We start from the raw sequence: 18,118 nt of genomic DNA on the forward strand, positions 1-18,118 counted from the left end.
ATTCATCCCCGCCAAACGCAAAAGGGCTGCCAGATGGCAGCCCTTTTGCTTATTCATGATGCGCGCGATAGCGACACTTGCCGTCTTGATGGCAAGACAAACTAGCCGTTGGCGGTCGCTGTATCGGCAGCTTCCAGGCTGCTCTCGGCATCGGCTACCAGCGCAAATTCCTCGTCGGCGGTCTTCGCCACCAGCTTGTTCTTGCTGTAGAGGAAGTAGTAGGCCGCACCGAGCACGAACAGGATCAGGGTGTAGTTGAAGGCACGCGGGTCGAAGGCATAGACGCCGGACAGGGCCACCAATGACAGCACAAGGGCAACGCCCGAGGTGATGATGCCGCCGGGCGTCCTGTAAGGACGCGCCAGTTCCGGACGCTTCAGGCGCAGTAGGATATGGCTCAGCGCCATCAGCGCATAGGACAGGGTGGCCCCCACCACGGCCATGCCCAATATCAGGTCGCCTTGGCCGCTCAGCGATACCAGGAAGCCGAACACGCCCGGCACCACCAGCGCCCAGGTCGGCGCCTTGCGGCGGCTGGTCAGCGAGAGCATCTTGGGCAGATAGCCGGCCCGGGACAGAGCGAATACCAGACGGCTGTAGCCGTAGATGATCGAGAAGAAGGACGCAATCAGGCCGGCAAGCCCCAGCACATTGACCAGCGTGGCCAGGGTGGCATAGTCCGCGGCCTTGAGGGCATCCACCAGCGGCACGCCGCTGCTGCCGATCATACCGGCACCGGCGGCACCGGCCAGCAGCACCACCACCAGCAGTGCCGTCACCACCAGAAAGAGCATTGCGCCGATGATCCCCTTGGGCACATCGCGAGCAGGATTCTTGGCTTCCTCAGCGGCCAGCGGCACGCCTTCAACGGCAAGGAACAGCCACATGCCGAAGGGCAGCGCGGCCCAGACGCCAGCCCAGCCGAAGGGCATGAAGGCATTGGCGCCAGCGGCATCGGTCGGGCTGATGTCGAACAGGCGGCTGGCATCAAACACACCGATCAGCGCAAGCGCCGTGGCGATGATGGCGAACACGGCAAGGCCGCTGATCACCATCATCACCTTCAGCGCCTCACCGACGCCGGCCAGGTGAATGCCGATAAAGACCGCATAGAAGAGCGCGTAGACCACGGGGCCATTAATGCCCAACAGTTCCTCGACCGCTGAGCCGATGAAAATCACGATCGCCGCCGGCGCCAGGGCATACTCGATCAGCACCGCAAGGCCGGTCAGATAGCCGCCCGCCGGCCCCATGGCCTGGCGCGCGAAGCTGTAGCCGCCCCCGGCGGCAGGAATCGCCGCCGACATCTCGGCAAGCGACAGCACAAGGGCAAAGTACATCAGCCCCATCAGGGTGGCGGCGATGACGAAGCCGCCCCAGCCTGCCTCGGCGATGCCGAAGTTCCAGCCGGCAAAGTCGCCGGAGATCACGTAGGACACCCCTAGACCGGCCAGCAGAATCCAGCCGGCGGTGCCTTTCTTCAGCTGTCTTTTGGCCAGGTAATCCTGGTCAAGGCTCGAGTCGTTCATGGCAATACCTCTCATCATTGTTATTGGGGATAAAGCGGGTGACACATCAGGCCATCGTCAGGAAATCAGAAAGTTGCGAATGCCCTCCGCAGACTCGATGACATCATCCTGTGTCCGATCCTTGAGATTGACGCCGGACAGTCCCTTGGCCCGTGATTCACGCAGCAAGTAGAGAAGCCGCCGACTGGCATCGGCGAAGGAAAGCCCTGCCGGGCGTACGTTGGAAATGCAGTTGCGATAGGCATCGGTGAGTCCGACCGCCGGTCCCCAGGTCATGTAGAGCCCGAGGCTATCCGGCGAGCTAAGCCCGGGGCGCTCGCCGATCAGTACCAGCACCGCTCGGGCGTTGAGCAACTCGCCGACCTCATCACCAATCGCGACCCGCCCCTGCTCGACCACCGAGAGCGGCGCCAGCAACCATGCCTGGTCGTCATCGGCGAAGGTCTGGGTCAGCGCGTCCAGAAAGGGCGCCGCATTTTGCTGTACGGCAAGCGACGACAGACCGTCGACCACGGTAATGGCCAGGTCATAGGCAGGCTGCGGCGCGTCGTCCGCCGCACGAAGCCGCTGCAAAGACGCCTCATCGAGACGCCGGCCCCAGTCCGGGCGCTGCAGGTACGTCAAGCGGTCGGGAACACGACTGTGCAGGCGCTTTATCGGCAGACTCGCCTTGAGTCCGTCAAGCGCTTCGAGGTTTTGGCAAAGCGCTTCTACATCCAGCGGCAGATGCACGGCATCCTGGGCGCGAGCATGAGCCAGCTGGAACTCCAGCGAGCGCGCGGTAGGCAGGCTAATGCCGGCACGGCCAAGGCCAATGCGCGCATCGGTGAACTGGCGCAGGTGATGCCAGGGGTTGTCCGTCACGCCGTGGTCGAGGGCTTTATCGGTCATTGATCGACTCCTGCGGCGGGCAGGTTGGCAAGCGATCGGGCAAAGGAGTCCGGCAAGACAGCACTGGGAGAGTGCTTGGCGACGTCATCGAAGATCGCCATCTCGCTAAGCCAGCGCTCGAACTCCGGGGCCGGCGACAGATCCAGCGCCCGACGTGCATAGAGAGCATCGTGGAAGGATGTGGTCTGGTAGTTGAGCATGATGTCATCAGAGCCCGGGATGCCCATGATGAAGGTGCAGCCCGCCACTCCGAGCAGCGTGAGCAGGTTGTCCATGTCGTTCTGGTCTGCATCGGCGTGGTTGGTGTAGCAGATGTCACAGCCCATCGGCACGCCGAGCAACTTGCCGCAGAAATGATCCTCGAGTCCGGCGCGAATGATCTGCTTGCCATCGAACAGGTACTCCGGGCCGATGAAGCCGACCACGGTGTTGACCAGCAGCGGTTCGAAGTGGCGCGCTACCGCGTAGGCGCGCACCTCGCAGGTCTGCTGATCGAGCCCATGGTGGGCATTGGCCGACAACGCACTGCCCTGGCCGGTCTCGAAATACATGACGTTGTCACCCACGGTGCCGCGCTTGAGGCTTCTTGCCGCATCACGGGCCTCGGCGAGTACCCCGAGGTTGAACCCGAAGCTTTCGTTGGTGGCCTGGGTGCCGCCGATCGACTGGAACACCAGGTCCACCGGCGCCCCCTGCTCGATCGCCTCCAGGGTGTTGGTGACGTGGGTCAGCACACAGGACTGGGTCGGAATCTGGTACTTACGAATCACCTCATCCATCAGCTTCATCAGCTTGATGCTCTGGGCGACGTTGTCGGTCGCCGGATTGATGCCGATCACCGCATCACCGTTGCCGTAGAGCAGGCCATCGAGGATGCTCGCGGCAATGCCGGTCACATCATCGGTCGGATGGTTGGGCTGCAGGCGGGTCGACAATCTTCCGGGCAGGCCGATGGTATTGCGAAAGGCGGTGGTCACCCTGCACTTCTTGGCGACCAGAATCAGGTCCTGATTGCGCATCAGCTTGCTGACCGCCGCGGCCATCTCCGGCGTGATGCCGGCCTGAACGCGTGTCAGCATCTCGGGGGTGGCAAGATCGCTCAACAGCCAGTTGCGAAAGTCGCCAACGGTGAGATGGCTGATGGGAGCGAAGGCCTCTTTATCGTGAGTGTCGATGATCAGCCGCGTGATCTCATCTTCCTCATAGGGGATAAGGTGGTCTTCGAGGAAGGTGCGCAGCGGCAACTCCGCCAGCGCCATCTGCGCCACCACACGCTCTTCAGCGGAGTCAGCGATGACGCCTGCCAGGCGGTCACCGGAACGCGCCGGCGTGGCCTTAGCCATCACTTCGGCCAGGTTCTTGAAGCGATGGCATTGACTACCCAGCGTGTAATGATAGGCCTTGGCCATGATCGTCTCCCAGGGTGAACCCGTCCGCCGGCGACCGGAACAACCAGATCGCGGCCCCCGGCGGAATGAAACTTGCTTGTATAAAGAGTATCGACGACGCTTCAACGAGCGTTATCGCTTTCCGGCAAAACGAAATATATCAATGCCAACAAGCAGTTATCTTATGGGAAGGGACAACATGCCCCATGAGGGGGAGTGAAATACCGTGTCGCTAGATCGCCAAGCATCGCAAAATGCACCATGGAGGTGCACTTGGGAGGCATGGGACGCCAACGAGCACGCCCACAACCTGACCGACTGGTCGCAGGAGTACGATCAATTTAGCAGGGGCGCCTTCTACGGGCGTATCGACGAAGTCCGACTGAGCGAGATGCAGGTCTTCAAGGAGTACACCAGCAATGCTCTTGGCCAGCAGTGCAACGTGTGGCCGGAATCGCTGTGGATCGGCATTCCCGTCGATGGCCAGAGCTGCCGCATCAACGGGCATCAGGTAGGGGCGCAGGAGGTGATGTGTCAGCCGGGCGGCCATGACTTCGAGCTGGTGACGCCGGATCGTTTCGGCATCTATGGCCTGGTGGTCAGCCGGCAATGGCTGACCCGGGCCGGCGCCGCCGATGACCTACTGGCGGCGGACCCCGAGCGCCTGATGCGCCTGCAGCTGCCCGACCATACCCGGCAGGCGACCGGCTTTCTAATCGAGCGCCTGCTGGGCACGCAGCGCGAGCAGCTGTCGGTCAAGGTCCATCAGGACATCCTGAGCCTGGCGCTTGCCGAGATCCTGCGCGAGGAAACGCCGAATACCGAGATGCCGCCCAGCTATGGCCATCGCAAGCAGGTGGTGGATCGCATCAAGGCGCATCTGAACGCCTGCGAGGCGCCGCCGGTGGCCTTGAGCGAGCTGTGCGAGATCGCCCACGTCAGCCAGCGCACCCTGCAGTACAGCTTCAACAGCATTCTGGGTATCAGCCCCATTCAGTTCCTGCGCCTGACACGGCTCAACCGGGTCCGCCGTCGCCTGAGCGCACCGGATACCGGCACTACGGTCAGCCAGGTAGCCGCCGACTGGGGGTTTTATCACCTGGGACAGTTCGCCCAGGACTATCGTCAGCTGTTCGGGGAAGCTCCCTCCGTGACGCTTTACCGCCATGCGGCCTGAGGGCCGCCCTGCCCTAAACGCCCGCCGAGGGATAATTCATCGCTCACACAACGAGGCCCCAGCGTTGGCTCACCGGGGCCCGATCTCTGCTGCGTGTGGAAGCTGCCTACCTGAACGCTAGATGCACTCTGAACAGGTGCCATGAAGCGTGAAGCGCCACTGGCCCGCTCAGTAGAACATCGCCTCCAGCGCCGCGCCGGGGTCGTCCACGCGCATAAAGGCCTCACCGACCAGAAAACCATGCACGCCACGCTCGCGCATCCGCGCCACATCCTCGCGGCCATGGATACCCGACTCGGTGATTACCGTCACGCCCTTAGGTATCCGTTCGAGCAGCTCGAAGGTAGTCTCGAGACGGGTCTCGAAGGTGTGCAGGTCGCGGTTGTTGATGCCGACCAGAGTCAGATCCAGCGCCAGCGCCCGCTCCAACTCCTTGGCATCGTGCACTTCCACCAGCACATCCATGCCCAGCGCCACGGCCTGGTCATGCAGCGCCTTCAGATGGGCGTCATCCAGAGCGGCAACGATCAGCAGGATGCAGTCGGCGCCGATGGCCCGGGCCTCGACGACCTGGTAGCCATGGGTGATGAAGTCCTTGCGGATCACCGGCAGCCCACAGGCATCCTGCGCTTCGATCAGGTAATCCTCGTGGCCCTGGAAGAAGTCGGCATCGGTGAGCACCGACAGGCAGGCTGCCCCACCACGCTCGTAGGCGCGGGCGATGTCGGCGGGGCGAAAGTCCTCACGCATGACGCCCTTCGAGGGCGAAGCTTTCTTGACCTCGGCGATCACCGCCGGATCACCGGCAGCGATGCGCGCTTCCAACGCGGCGACGAAGCCCCGCGGCGGCGCCTGGCGAGCGGCGAGATCGTGAAGTTCGTCCTCGCTGACCGCCTGGCGGCGCTCGGCGACTTCCTCGTCCTTGCGCGCCAGGATGCGGGCCAGAATAGTCGGCAGGCGATCTTTAGACGAACGGCCTTGAGACTGAGCGCCTTGAGACGAAGAGCCTGGAGAGTGGGTGCCTGGTGAGTGAGTGCCTTGAGAATGCGTATCTTGCGCTTGAGTCATGTCAGACGTTCCTAGTTTCCAAAGGCCATATTCAAGAGCCGTGCCCAGAGGCCGCAGTCAGACTGCAAAGACTCGGGTGAAATCGGCAAGCTCCTTGAGCTTCTCCGCGGGCAGCTTCGAGGCCTGAGAGTCCTGGGCCATCAGGACGCCTTCCTTGAGGGTATCGGCAACACCCGAGGCATACAGAGCGGCACCGGCATTCAGGGCGACGATATCCGCCGCCGGTCCCTCGCCAACCAGCGACTGCTTGACCAGCGCAAGGCTCTCTTCCGCGGTCGACACCTTGAGGGCGCTAAGCGACTGACGCTCGATGCCGAAGTCCTCGGGGGCGATCGTGTACTGGGTGATCTCGCCATCCTTGAGCTCGGCCACATGGGTCGGCGCCGCAAGCGAGATCTCGTCGAGCCCGTCTTCGGCGTGGACCACCAGCACGTGTTCGCTGCCCAGCCGCCTGAGCACCTCGGCCATCAGCGGCAGCAGCTTCGCCGAATAGACGCCCAGCAGCTGATTCGGCGCACTGGCCGGGTTGGTCAGCGGCCCCAGGATATTGAACAGGGTACGCACGCCCATCTCGCGGCGCGGCCCCACCGCATAGCGCATCGCGGTGTGGTGGTGGGGGGCAAACATGAAGCCGACCCCGACCTGGTCGATACAGCGCGCCACCTGATCGGCGGCCAGGTCGAGATTGATCCCGGCGACGCTGAACAGATCAGCACTGCCCGACGAGGAAGACACGCCGCGGTTGCCGTGCTTGGCGACATGGGCTCCCGCCGCCGCGACCACAAAGCTCGAGGCCGTCGAGATGTTGAACAGGTTGGCACCGTCACCGCCGGTGCCAACGATATCGACGACATTTTCGCCATGCACCGTTACCGGAATCATCAGCTCACGCATCACCTGGGCGGCGGCGCTGATCTCTTCGGCGGTCTCGCCTTTCACGGAAAGCCCCACCAGGAAACCGCCGATCTGAGCGTCGGTGGCTTCGCCGGTCATGATGGCATGCATCACGCTGTGGGTCTGTTCATAGCTCAGGCTCTGGCCGCGCATCACGGCGTCGATCGCCTCTCGCATCTGCATCTTGTCTCTCCTTGCGATCCATGTCGTGGTATGGCGATCAACGTTCAACCACGTTGCAGAAAGGTGGCCAGCAACTCGTGGCCCTGACGGGTGAGAATCGATTCGGGGTGGAACTGCACCCCTTCGATATCCAGTGTCTTGTGCCGCAGGCCCATGATCAGCCCCGGGGTGACATCGTCGTCATCCACCCAGGCGGTGACCTCGAGGCAGTCCGGCACACTGTCCGCGTCCACCACCAGCGAATGATAGCGGGTCACCTCCAGCGGGTTCTCAAGGCCAGTGAACACGCCGGTATTCAGGTGACGGACCTTGGAGGTCTTGCCATGCATCACCTGGGGGGCGCGCACCACCTCGCCGCCGAATACCTGACCGATGGCCTGGTGACCGAGGCAAACGCCGAGGATCGGCACGCGCCCGGCGAAATGGCGAATCACCTCAAGCGAAATACCGGCTTCACTGGGCGTGCAGGGCCCCGGTGAAATCACGATATGGCTCGGCGCCATGGCCTCGATCTCTTCGATCGTGATGGCGTCGTTGCGGTGGGTATCGACTTTCGCCCCCAGCTCGGCGAGATACTGCACCACGTTGTAGGTAAAGCTGTCGTAGTTATCGATCATCAGCACGGACATGGCTATAAGATCCTGTTTCTACTCGTCGTCAGTGTGGCTATCAGCCTTCGGTACCCAGATGCTTACTCGTGATGAAGCAAGTGCTCATATCCGCCGTGCAGGAAACAGCAGACACAAAAATGCCGCCCTGACGGCGGCATTTTCTCCAAAACGTCAGCGCGCCGCCCCCTGTTTAGGACTGCCACCACTGCTGGTTCGGATGTGTGTGATCTGGTGTATTCATGAAGCAATAGTGCTGGGCAGGCGTCGCCCCTGTCAAGGCGCAACGCGGGTGTGACGCCTCACGAAAGGCACGGAGCCGGCTTGCCCTGCCGAACCAGGTCGGGAATCTCCTCGGCCGGGCGTGCGGCACTCAACAAGAACCCCTGCCCAAAATGGCAGCCGATATCGCCAAGCTGCTTATGCTGTGCCTCGGTTTCGATCCCTTCCGCCACCGTTTTCAACGACAGGTGCCGCCCAGGCTCTGTGATCGCGCTGACAATGCGCCCGCCAGCGCCCTCTTCTTCCAAGCGATCGATAAACATCTTGTCGATCTTGAGGGTATCCAACGGCATCGACTGCAAGCGAGCCAATGATGAATATCCCTGGCCGAAGTCATCCAATGAAAGGCGGAATCCTGCCTCGCTTAACCAGCGCATCGCCTCAGACACTTCATTTGGCGCATGCATCAGGGTGTCCTCGGTCAGTTCCAGCGACCACCAGCCTGGATCCGTGCCTTCCCCCGTCACCATGTCGCGAATATGCATCGCCGCCTGTTTGCCCTGCAACTGGCTAACCGACAGGTTGACCCCCATCCAGATATCGACGCCATCTCGGCGCCAGGCGGCTATCTGCCGCGCAGCCGTCACCAGGACCCAGTCTCCAATGGCGTCGATCAACCCAAGCTCTTCGGCCAGCGGGATAAAGGTACCCGGTGAGACCATCTGTCCGTCCGGCTTTTTCCACCGAATCAGCGCTTCGACCCCCACGATGTTTCCACCGTCGATCTCCCAGATCGGCTGGTAGTGGAGGAGGAACTGGTGGGCCTCGAGCGCATGATAGAGCTCAGCCTCCAGGGTCAAACGTTTCTGACGTTCACTTCCCAGATCATCGGAGTAGAACACCAGCGGCAACCCGGAAGACTTGGCCTGGTACATCGCCATGTCGGCCTGCTCGACCACGGTCTCGACCTCGGAACCAAAGTAGGGAAACAGACTGACGCCGATGCTCGCACCGAGGTGATGCCGGTAGCCCTGAATATCGAACGGCTGTTTCAGAGCTTCATGAATTCTGCCGGCCAAGGCCTCGGCGCCTCGGCAAAGACGCTCGATGCCGTCATCTTCTTCATGCGATGGCTGACGCGGATCATCGACCATGACGACGATGAACTCATCGCCTCCCTGTCGGCCCACCAGGTCACCCTGCCGAAGAGTATGCTGGATGCGCTGGGCCACATGCTTGAGCACTTCATCGCCCGCCGCATGGCCAAGCGCGTCATTGATCAGCTTGAAATCATTGAGATCGATGAACAGTACTGCCGCGATGCGATCATGCCCATCGTCGGCCGCGACCCGTTTGAGGAGGTGGAGGAGAGAACGCCGATTCGGCAAGGAGGTCAGGGTGTCGTTGTAGGCGAGGCGCCGTATTTCCTGACCCTGGCGTTCACGCTCACGTCGCATCCGCAGCTTGTCCAACCCGAAGGAGAGGTTGTCTGACAGGCGCTCGAGAAGCTCATTCTCCTCGTCTTCAAAGTCGCCCCAGTCCCGGGAGTACACGACCAGAATGCCACTCGGAGTTGACTGGGTTCGCAGCGGCAACAAGATGGCACTTCTCAACCCCCAGGCGTCAATCTGCGGCCACCAGGGCGCCATGCGATGATCCGACATCAAGTCGGGGACGACTTGAGTGTGACCGCTCGAGAGTGCCATACCAACGACAGTACTGCCTGGTGGGCTGTCCTCCCAGCGCACCTCGAGGTTGTCGGTGTAGCCTGTCGCCGGGCCCGACACCTCGGAAATGGTGATGGTCGAGGTCCCTTCTTGAGCGAACCCCACCCAAGCCAGCTCATACCCCTCGGATTGGGTGATCATCCGGCACACGGCGCTGACCAGACCGTCCTCATCCGATTCCCGCAGCATCACCTCGTTGCATGCATGCAGCGTCTTCAAGGCGCGACTCACCCCGGCGAGGGCCTGGCGAGTGAGGTCATGCTCTTGAGACTGATGGTGCGACAAGTCTCGCAGGCGCAGTAAATTTCGGATCCGGGCGCGAATTTCCGGACCTGTCGTCGGCAGGCGCAGCACGTCTTCCACGGCTTGCCCAAGCTCTTGCTTGAGCGCGCCGGGCGAGACGCGCTGCCCCGGTGCCAGCAAGAGAACCGGCAATACCACCGGGTGGGCATCGGCACGTAATTGGGCGACATGCTTGCGTTGATGCTGCAGTGTCGAGGGGTCGAGGATGAGAAGGTCCGCTGCGCCGCTGAATGGCCTTCCATGCTCGAGTCCGACGGACTCCAGATCTTCATCCCCGCCGAGAGTCTGGATCAGGAGATTACAATCCGCATTGGATTGAAGGGCGATCTCGACTCGCCAAGGCTGGCCTTGCAGTGCGCTATCCACCATTATCCGCCGATCCTCGGAAAGCCCTGCCGGAGCCCATTTCAGGGTCGCCCCGCAGGATGCCGCGTAGGCCGGTCAAGGGCTTACCTACCTTCAGCCCATCCCAAGTGATATCGAATTCACGGAGCGTCTTCTCGAAGTCACCCGTGCGTTTCTTCAACATGCCGATGGTCTTGCGGATCTCGCCATCGAGTTCGATGTAGCGCAATATCAGCACAGCATCGGCCAGGTAGCTGATGCCGAGTTCGCTAACTCTCATTTCCCCGCCGGCAATCGAGCCAACCTCGTTGACGAGCAGCACGGTCACTCCCATATTGCCCAGGTAGCGGCAAAGAGCGTGGGCGTGGGAGACCACGTCTTCGCCGCGCACTGACTGCCGATACCCCGAGAGGCTATCGATCATGACCATCGTGGCCCCCCGCTCCTCTACTTCACGGCGGACACGCCAGGCGAATTCATCTGGTGTATAGCGCAGTGGCTCGACCGACTCCACCGCGAGTGAATCGTCATGCATCATCTCACCCAGCGGTATGCCGACATGCTCACAGCGATGCCGGATCGTCGCGAGGCTTTCCTCGAAGCTGAAGATGACCGAACGCTCTCCGCGGCTCGCCGCCTCACGCATGAACTGGACACCGAGCGATGTCTTGCCCACCCCAGTCGGGCCAGAGATGATCGTGACCGTGCCTCGCCCGATGCCACCTCCGGAGAGAGTATCCAGCTCGGCCACTCCAGAAGGAATCGACTCGGCAACGAAGGGTTGACCATGCTCCCCCGGCACCAGGCGCTCAAAGACACTCATGCCCTGATCGCTCAAGCGAACGGTATGCCGGCCTTCGGCGAAGCCGGAACCGCGAAACTTCACGACGGACAGCGATCGACCCGACTCCGTGCGGTCAAGCTGCAGGATGCCATCGCCGAGGTACTGCAGGTCTTCGTCGGCTTCCGAGCCGCGCTCCGAGGTAAACAGCAGGGTCGAGCCGGCATTCGTCAGGAACTCAAGCAGCGACATCACCTGCTTGCGGAACTGAAAGGTATCGGGCACCAGGTGACGAAACTGGCTGAGCGCATCGATGAAGACGCGCGCCGGAGGCCCTTCCGGAAACGCCTCTTCGATACGCGAGCGGATGTCGGGTGGCTCCGCTTCCCAGGGTTCGAACAGGGTATAGGTCGATTGCCCACTGGCTTGCGCAGTGGGCGAAAGATCAATGGTGACTACCCCCTCGAGCGCCATGCCAATGCTCGCCGCATCATTGCGAATATTGCGGTCTGCCTCGCCGAGACTGACCAGTAATGCCCGCTCGCCTTCCGGCTTGGCGGCAAGAAAATGCAGGCCCAGCGTCGTCTTGCCCGTACCGGGGCCACCTGACACCAGGTATGACCGGCCAGGCAGGAAGCCTCCGTGAAGAATTTTCTCCAGTCCCGGAACATCTGTCGTGATGCGTGGCGACGGATTGCTTTTCATGATTCTCCCTAGCGTGATCTCTTCGCCTCGATAAAAGCTGCTCGACCGGCGGCACCTTGTATCGCTCAGGCTGATACGACCCTGGAGGCCTTGGCGAAGCGATGTCAGCCAGGCAGCCGGACCTTCTCCGGTGAGAGCCCTAACCATACCCAAGCGGCTAGGGAAAGCAACTTGGCTAGCGTCACGCTCAACAAGATGCGCAACGACGGTCTTCGTTCTGCTTGGCCCCATGAACCAAAACCCCGCCACTGGCGGGGTTTGAAGGGCGAGCCAAAACGTGTCGATCGTCAATTAAGTGGTGAAGGGGTATGTCTGCCCTTACTCCAGGTTGTCCAGGCCGCGCTCGGCCATGGCCACGGCGCGGAACAGGGCACGCCCCTTGTTGAGAGTCTCCTGCCACTCGAGTTCGGGCACCGAGTCGGCAACGACCCCGGCACCCGCTTGAACGTGCAGCTGACCGTCCTTGATGACGGCGGTCCGGATGGCGATGGCGGTATCCATGTTGCCGTGCCAGGAGAGATAGCCCACGGCGCCGGAGTAGATGCCGCGCTTGACCGGCTCCAGCTCGTCGATGATTTCCATGGCACGGATTTTGGGGGCCCCTGACAGCGTGCCCGCCGGGAAGGTGGCGCGCAGCACGTCCATGGCCGTCAATCCCGGCTTCAGCTTGCCAGTGACGTTGGAAACGATATGCATGACGTGGGAATAGCGCTCCACCGCCATCTGATCGGTGACCTTGACGGTACCCGTTTCGCTGATGCGGCCGACGTCGTTGCGGCCCAGATCGATCAGCATCAGGTGCTCAGCAATCTCCTTGGGATCGGCCATCAGGTCGGCTTCCAGCGCCTGGTCCTCGGCCTCGGTAGCACCACGTACACGGGTGCCGGCGATCGGACGCACGGTGACCTCGCCTTCTTCCAGGCGCGTCAGGATCTCCGGCGACGAGCCCACCACATGATGATCATCGAGGTTGAAGAAAAACATGTACGGCGAAGGGTTAAGGCTGCGCAGCGCTCGATACAGATCGAGCGGCGGCGCCTGATAGGGAATCGACATGCGCTGCGAGGGCACACATTGCATGACATCGCCGGCCAGCACGTATTCCTTGATCTTCTCGACCGCGGCCTTGAAGCCTTCTTCGGTGAAGCCGGAGTTGAAGTGGCCTTCCTCGACGGCTCGCCTGCCCGTGCCGGGACTCTGGGTGGTAATAGTGGCAGTGCGCAGCTGAATCTCGAGGCGCTCGAGGCGCTCACGCGCCATGGCATAGGCCCCCTCGACAGCCGGATCGGGATGCGTCCACAGAGTCAGGCGACCAGAGAGATTGTCGAACACCACCAGGTCATCACAGACCATCAGCAGAATGTCCGGCACGCCCAGGGGATCGGGCTTGTCGACGCCGGCAAGGCGTGGCTCGGCATAGCGCACGGTATCATAGCCGAAGTAGCCGACCAGGCCACCGTCGAAGCGCGGCTGATCGTCGAGTCGTGGCACCTTGAAGCGCTGCTGGAACTGTTCGATCCAGTCCAGAGGATCCTCGACCCGGCTCGCGCCCAGTACCTCGTCATCCTTCAGGTGGCGCACTTCGTAACCGCGTACTTCGATACGTTCGCGGCTGGGCAGCCCGATGATCGAGTAGCGGCCCCACTTCTCTCCGCCCTGCACCGACTCGAGCAGGAAGGTCCAGGGTGCATTGGCCAGCTTCAGGTAAGTGGAAAGCGGGGTATCGAGATCGGCGAGAACCTCGCGGGTTACCGGAATACGGTTATAGCCGGCATCGGCCAGCTCTTCGAAGTGTTCGGGGGTCATCATGCCCGGCAGTTCCTTCAAGAATGAATCACTTAAGCGGGGACGCTTATGCTTAACAGGGGGGCGTGGCTATCGCATTGCACTGAAGCATGCTTGCGCACGTCTCACGCACGGTACGGATCGGTATACGGGCGTGTTAACGCACTAGGCCGGCATCACCATCGCCAACGCTTGACGTCACGCATCAGTCCTGCGGTGCCATGGCAACGTACATCTTGAGGGGAATGACGGGTGTCCGGCGTCATGAGGGAATCCGTTATAGCAGGATCTTATTGATTCGGCGGTTTTTATACCGCCATATTCAATTTCACACTAAACGAGTTCGGAAAGCGATTCAACTACCGCATCGGGGCGACTGGCGGTCACCGATTCGCCGTGATTATACCCGTAAGGCACGGCCAGCGTTCGAAAGCCCGCGCGCTTGCCTGCTTCGATGTCATGGCGCGAATCGCCGACCATCAGGCAGACCTCTGGCGACACCCCGAAATGCGCCGCCGCGTGCAGCAAGGGGGCGGGATCGGGCTTCTTCTCGTCCAGAGAATCGCCGCCCAAACACAGGCCGAAGCAGTCTGCCAGATCAAAGTGCTCAAGGATCGGGGCAATGAAGGCCTTGGGCTTGTTGGTAATCAGCGCCAGTGACAGGCCGCTGGCAATGAGGCCATCAATGGCCTCCCGCACACCGGGATACAGCTTAGTGAGCGCCACCGGCGAGGCATGGTAGTGCGCGAGAAAGCGTGCATGGCAGGCCTCTATCTCATCCTCATCGACCGGACGCTTCAGCACATCGCCAAGGGCTCGCTCGACCAGACGCCGGGAGCCGTTACCGACCCAGTCCCGCACCCGCACTTCACCGGCCGGGGGCATGCCCTGATCCTCCAGGGCGGCATCGAGCGCCGCGGCCAGATCGGGAACCGAATCGATCAAGGTACCATCGAGGTCAAAGGCCACCATACGCATGTCGCGAACCAGGTCATGCATAGCAAATTCCTTTCTAATCAATGTGTTTTGCACATATAGTCGATCAACATCCATTTCATGCATGTAATATTACGAAAAAACATGATCAAAACTAGCCTTTGCCCATAGGCATTCGTCGAGCAGAGGCATATCCTAGACATCAGCCGTCGCCGCTACCAGGTGGAGAGCCCTCGGGGATCGACGTAAGCGCATCGCCGCGCCCAGCGCCCCTCAAGAGACGCCCTGCCTGACTCAGGCGATTCTCGCGTTTCTCAATCTTCACATTCATCAACGGAGTGTCTCATGTCTCTACCACGCATTGTGGTGGTCGGCGGTGGCGCCGGCGGGCTCGAACTCGTGACACGGCTGGGCCGCAAGCTGGGTAAACGCCAACGGGCTGAAATCGTGCTCGTCGACCGGAACCCTACCCATATCTGGAAGCCGCTGCTCCATGAAGTCGCCACCGGGGTCCTCGACTCTGGCCTCGACGAAGTCTCCTACCAAGGCCATTCCAAGGCCCACGGCTATCGCTTCCAACGTGGCACCCTGAGTGATCTGGACCGCGATACACAGAAGCTTACCCTGGCGCCGATTATCGATGACGACGGCCAGACGGTGGTGCTGCCCTCCCGTGAGTTGGACTACGACTACCTGGTAATGGCACTGGGTAGCGTATCCAACGATTTCGGCACGCCTGGCGTCGCCGAACATGCCCACTTCCTCGATAGTCCGCACCAGGCGGAAGCCTTCCGCCACGACATGCTCAACACCTTCCTGCGCTACAGCGATCCCGAACGCCGCATCCACCCCAAGCTGGCGGTGGGTATCGTTGGGGCCGGCGCCACCGGCGTGGAGCTGGCAGCCGAGCTCTACGGCGCTTCGAAGATGCTCAACAGCTACGGTTTCACCTCGCTTGAGAGCACACAGCTTGAAGTTCACCTGATCGAGGCCGCGCCACGCATTCTGCCGGCCCTGCCCGAGCGCATCAGTCAGGCGGTGCATAAGGAGCTCGAAAAACTGGGCGTCAATGTGCACGTGGACACCAAGGTGACCTGCGCCGATGAAGAAGGCTTCATGACCGCCGACGGCACCCGCATCGAGACCGACCTCAACGTCTGGGCGGCCGGCATCAAGGCGCCGGCCTTTCTCTCCGAGCTGGGGCTGTCTACCCAGCGCAATCACCAGCTCAAGGTCGAGCGGACCCTGCAGAGCATTGATGATCCGCATATCTTCGCCTTTGGCGACTGCGCCAGCTGCCCTCAGGAAGATGGCAAGACGGTTCCTCCGCGGGCTCAGGCCGCTCACCAACAGGCGGGCACCCTCTTTCACAATCTGGTCGCCACCCTCGATGGCAAGCCGCTCAAGGATTTCACCTTCCACGACCGTGGCTCTCTTATCTCGCTTGCCCACTTCGACGCCGTGGGTTCGCTGATGCGCGGCGCCTCCGCGCGCTCACTGTTTATCGAAGGGCGCCTGGCCAAGGTCTTCTATGCATCGCTGTATCGCATGCACCAGCTCGCCATCCACGGCACCGTGAAGACCGGCATGACAGTAGTTGTCGACGGCCTCAATCGCTTCCTCAAGCCGAAGATGAAGCTGCATTGACGGCCTAAACAGGCACAGCCGGCCTGAGCCTGAGCCTGAGCCTGAGCCTGAGATGACATCTTGAATACTCGATTACGCCATGAACAGGAATGCCGGGGGTAAGGCATGGATCGTTTCTACAACGCGCCGGAAAACGTCGTCGATGAGATACTATGCGGCGTCGCGACGTCGGCGCCGCTGCGCATTGCCGAACCGGAAAGCGGCCTTCGCATCCTCATTCGCAAGGAGTGGGACAGGCAGCAGCAAGGCCGCGAACAGGTCGCGGTGCTCTCCGGCGGGGGCGCCGGCCACGAACCTGCCCACGCGGGTTTTGTCGGCGAAGGCATGCTGACCGGGGTAATTTCCGGCAGCCTGTTCGCCTCCCCCAGCGTCGAGGCGGTGCTCGCCGCGATACGTGAGGTCTGTGGCGACGCCGGTTGCCTGCTGGTGGTCAAGAACTATACCGGCGATCGCCTCAACTTTGGCCTCGCCGCCGAACGCGCCCGCAGCGAGGGGCTGGATGTCGCCATGGTCATCGTTGCCGACGATGTGGCGATCGGCGAGGCACCCCAGCCCCGAGGCATTGCCGGCACCCTGCTGGTCCACAAGCTAGCGGGCTATCTGGCAAGCAAGCAGACCCCCCTCGACGAGATTCGCGCCCAGGCCGAATCGCTGTGCGCCCACATGGGCTCGATGGGCATGGCATTGCGCCCGGCGGCTCAGCCGGGACACGCATTGGCGTCGCACTCACCGGAACTGGGGCTGGGTATCCACAACGAGACCGGCACCCGCGAAGTGGACCCGCAGAGCGCCGACGAAGCCATGAGCTTAGTGCTTGAGCCCCTACGCAATGCACTGGCGGCGCGCAAGCTTACTGGGCACAACCTCGCCGGGCCGTGGATCGTCATGCTCAACGACCTGGGCAGTTGCTCGACGCAGGAGCTCGGGGTGCTGGCCGATAGCCTGTTGCGTCAGTTGGGTATCGATCAGGTCGCTCACTTGATCGGGCCGGCACCGCTGATGACGTCGCTGGACATGCACGGGTTTTCCGTCACGCTGCTGTCGGCGCAAGACGCGTTCGTGACTGCGCTTACCGCACCGACCAAGGCACCTGCCTGGCCGGGGATGAAGGCCGTCGCACGTCCCGAACATTTCACGCCGGACACCCGTCAGGACCGAGACGCGTTGAGCGACGATGCCCCTCAGGACAAAGGCGTTACCGCCTCGCTTCAGCGCGTAATCGACACCCTGCGCCAGGCGCGCGAGGAACTGGACGCTCTGGATGCCAAGAGTGGCGACGGTGACGCTGGCGCCAGCATGCGCAGTGGCGCTGACTCGATCGCCGCGGCACTCGAGGCAAGTCGGCTCAATACGCAGGCGCTGCCGTCGCTGTTTGCCGGCATCGGACAGCTCCTGGCTCGCGACATGGGCGGCTCAAGCGGCGTGCTGCTGTCGATCCTGTTCACCGCCGCCGGCGCCGCACTGGATCAGCGGGGCGAGCTCGGCACAGCCCTCGCCGATGGTGTCGAGAAGATGCAGGCCTACGGCGGCGCCAAGCCCGGCGACCGCACCATGGTGGATGCGTTGGTGCCGGCGATCGAGGCCCTGAGGCGTGGCGAATCGCTCCAACAGGCAGCGCAAGCGGCCCGCGACGGCGCACAGGCCACGGCAGCCCTGACCCAGGCCAATGCCGGGCGCTCTGCGTATGTGCCGGAAAGCGCCCTCAAGGGCGTGGTTGACCCCGGTGCAGAAGCGGTCGCACGCGTTTTCGAGGCGCTGGCCGCTTAATAGCACCTGACGGTTATCGCATGGTGCAACGCCAGCAATAACAAAGGCCGCCGAGTACCCTCGGCGGCCTTTTAGTGTCCAGATGATGGCTATTGCCGTTGCTATTGTCGTTGTTAGTGCAATCGTCGTTAACCCGCTTAAGACGGCGAGTCAGCGCGGGCC

13 protein-coding genes are annotated in these 18,118 nt (G+C 62.1%); 3 read left to right on the plus strand and 10 right to left on the minus strand.

Translation table 11 applies throughout. The features are described from left to right. Window positions 1–101 precede the first annotated feature (101 nt). Genes eat through BCL93_RS06775 form a run of 3 tightly spaced genes read right to left on the minus strand, consistent with a single transcriptional unit; the run spans window position 102 to window position 3,829 of the window. Window positions 102–1,529: an ethanolamine permease gene (eat, locus tag BCL93_RS06765; protein WP_112054432.1), complete on the minus strand. Its 1,428-nt coding sequence runs from the start codon at window positions 1,527–1,529 to the stop codon at window positions 102–104. A 57-nt stretch (window positions 1,530–1,586) separates the two neighbouring features. Further along, window positions 1,587–2,420 (minus strand): ethanolamine ammonia-lyase subunit EutC, encoded by an 834-nt coding sequence (gene eutC / locus BCL93_RS06770; RefSeq protein WP_112054434.1) that lies wholly within the window; start codon window positions 2,418–2,420, stop codon window positions 1,587–1,589. Then, the gene (locus BCL93_RS06775; protein WP_112054436.1) at window positions 2,417–3,829 is read right to left on the minus strand and encodes an ethanolamine ammonia-lyase subunit EutB; all 1,413 of its coding nucleotides are present in this window, start codon (window positions 3,827–3,829) and stop codon (window positions 2,417–2,419) included. Before BCL93_RS06775 ends, eutC begins: the two co-directional genes overlap by 4 nt. Before the next feature lie 205 nt (window positions 3,830–4,034). On the opposite strand from BCL93_RS06775, the gene BCL93_RS06780 reads away from it, so the two are divergent. Then, window positions 4,035–4,985, plus strand: coding sequence for a helix-turn-helix domain-containing protein (locus BCL93_RS06780; RefSeq protein WP_112054438.1), 951 nt, complete (start codon window positions 4,035–4,037; stop codon window positions 4,983–4,985). Window positions 4,986–5,153: 168 nt separating this feature from the next. On the opposite strand, the gene trpC is transcribed toward BCL93_RS06780, so the two are convergent. The 7 genes from trpC to BCL93_RS06815 form a co-directional block, all read right to left on the minus strand. Continuing rightward, the gene (trpC, locus tag BCL93_RS06785) at window positions 5,154–6,053 is read right to left on the minus strand and encodes an indole-3-glycerol phosphate synthase TrpC (RefSeq protein ID WP_112054440.1); all 900 of its coding nucleotides are present in this window, start codon (window positions 6,051–6,053) and stop codon (window positions 5,154–5,156) included. Between the two features lie 57 nt (window positions 6,054–6,110). Beyond that, on the minus strand, window positions 6,111–7,130 hold the full coding sequence (gene trpD / locus BCL93_RS06790; RefSeq protein ID WP_112054442.1) for an anthranilate phosphoribosyltransferase: 1,020 nt from the start codon (window positions 7,128–7,130) through the stop codon (window positions 6,111–6,113). Between the two features lie 44 nt (window positions 7,131–7,174). Further along, entirely contained in the window at window positions 7,175–7,759 is a 585-nt protein-coding gene (locus BCL93_RS06795) for an anthranilate synthase component II (protein ID WP_112054444.1), read from the minus strand. Window positions 7,760–8,040: 281 nt separating this feature from the next. Further along, window positions 8,041–10,359, minus strand: coding sequence for a putative bifunctional diguanylate cyclase/phosphodiesterase (locus BCL93_RS06800; protein WP_112054446.1), 2,319 nt, complete (start codon window positions 10,357–10,359; stop codon window positions 8,041–8,043). Then, on the minus strand, window positions 10,349–11,821 hold the full coding sequence (locus tag BCL93_RS06805) for an ATPase domain-containing protein (protein ID WP_112054448.1): 1,473 nt from the start codon (window positions 11,819–11,821) through the stop codon (window positions 10,349–10,351). The genes BCL93_RS06800 and BCL93_RS06805 overlap by 11 nt, the downstream gene beginning before the upstream one ends. Window positions 11,822–12,139: 318 nt before the next feature. Further along, complete coding sequence (gene trpE, locus BCL93_RS06810; protein WP_112054742.1) at window positions 12,140–13,627, minus strand: anthranilate synthase component I; 1,488 nt, start codon at window positions 13,625–13,627, stop codon at window positions 12,140–12,142. A 312-nt stretch (window positions 13,628–13,939) separates the two neighbouring features. Beyond that, complete coding sequence (locus BCL93_RS06815) at window positions 13,940–14,605, minus strand: phosphoglycolate phosphatase (protein WP_112054449.1); 666 nt, start codon at window positions 14,603–14,605, stop codon at window positions 13,940–13,942. 282 nt (window positions 14,606–14,887) lie between these two features. Between BCL93_RS06815 and BCL93_RS06820 the strand changes: the two genes are divergently transcribed. Both BCL93_RS06820 and BCL93_RS06825 read left to right on the plus strand, forming a co-directional pair. Beyond that, window positions 14,888–16,189, plus strand: a complete 1,302-nt coding sequence (locus BCL93_RS06820; RefSeq protein WP_112054451.1) for an NAD(P)/FAD-dependent oxidoreductase — start codon at window positions 14,888–14,890, stop codon at window positions 16,187–16,189. Window positions 16,190–16,294: 105 nt separating this feature from the next. Next, entirely contained in the window at window positions 16,295–17,956 is a 1,662-nt protein-coding gene (locus BCL93_RS06825) for a dihydroxyacetone kinase subunit DhaK (protein ID WP_112054452.1), read from the plus strand. Window positions 17,957–18,118 lie beyond the last annotated feature (162 nt).

It is taken from the genome of Onishia taeanensis (assembly GCF_003268885.1).
Classification (GTDB): domain Bacteria; phylum Pseudomonadota; class Gammaproteobacteria; order Pseudomonadales; family Halomonadaceae; genus Onishia; species Onishia taeanensis_A.

Excerpts from the sequence above, each read along its gene's own strand:
- eat (WP_112054432.1), bottom strand. The coding sequence starts at position 1,529 with ATGAACGACTCGAGCCTTGACCAGGATTACCTGGCCAAAAGACAGCTG.
- eutC (WP_112054434.1), bottom strand. The coding sequence starts at position 2,420 with ATGACCGATAAAGCCCTCGACCACGGCGTGACGGACAACCCCTGGCAT.
- BCL93_RS06775 (WP_112054436.1), bottom strand. The coding sequence starts at position 3,829 with ATGGCCAAGGCCTATCATTACACGCTGGGTAGTCAATGCCATCGCTTC.
- trpC (WP_112054440.1), bottom strand. The coding sequence starts at position 6,053 with ATGACTCAAGCGCAAGATACGCATTCTCAAGGCACTCACTCACCAGGC.
- trpD (WP_112054442.1), bottom strand. The coding sequence starts at position 7,130 with ATGCAGATGCGAGAGGCGATCGACGCCGTGATGCGCGGCCAGAGCCTG.
- BCL93_RS06795 (WP_112054444.1), bottom strand. The coding sequence starts at position 7,759 with ATGTCCGTGCTGATGATCGATAACTACGACAGCTTTACCTACAACGTG.
- BCL93_RS06800 (WP_112054446.1), bottom strand. The coding sequence starts at position 10,359 with ATGGTGGATAGCGCACTGCAAGGCCAGCCTTGGCGAGTCGAGATCGCC.
- BCL93_RS06805 (WP_112054448.1), bottom strand. The coding sequence starts at position 11,821 with ATGAAAAGCAATCCGTCGCCACGCATCACGACAGATGTTCCGGGACTG.
- trpE (WP_112054742.1), bottom strand. The coding sequence starts at position 13,627 with ATGACCCCCGAACACTTCGAAGAGCTGGCCGATGCCGGCTATAACCGT.
- BCL93_RS06815 (WP_112054449.1), bottom strand. The coding sequence starts at position 14,605 with ATGCATGACCTGGTTCGCGACATGCGTATGGTGGCCTTTGACCTCGAT.
- BCL93_RS06820 (WP_112054451.1), top strand. The coding sequence starts at position 14,888 with ATGTCTCTACCACGCATTGTGGTGGTCGGCGGTGGCGCCGGCGGGCTC.
- BCL93_RS06825 (WP_112054452.1), top strand. The coding sequence starts at position 16,295 with ATGGATCGTTTCTACAACGCGCCGGAAAACGTCGTCGATGAGATACTA.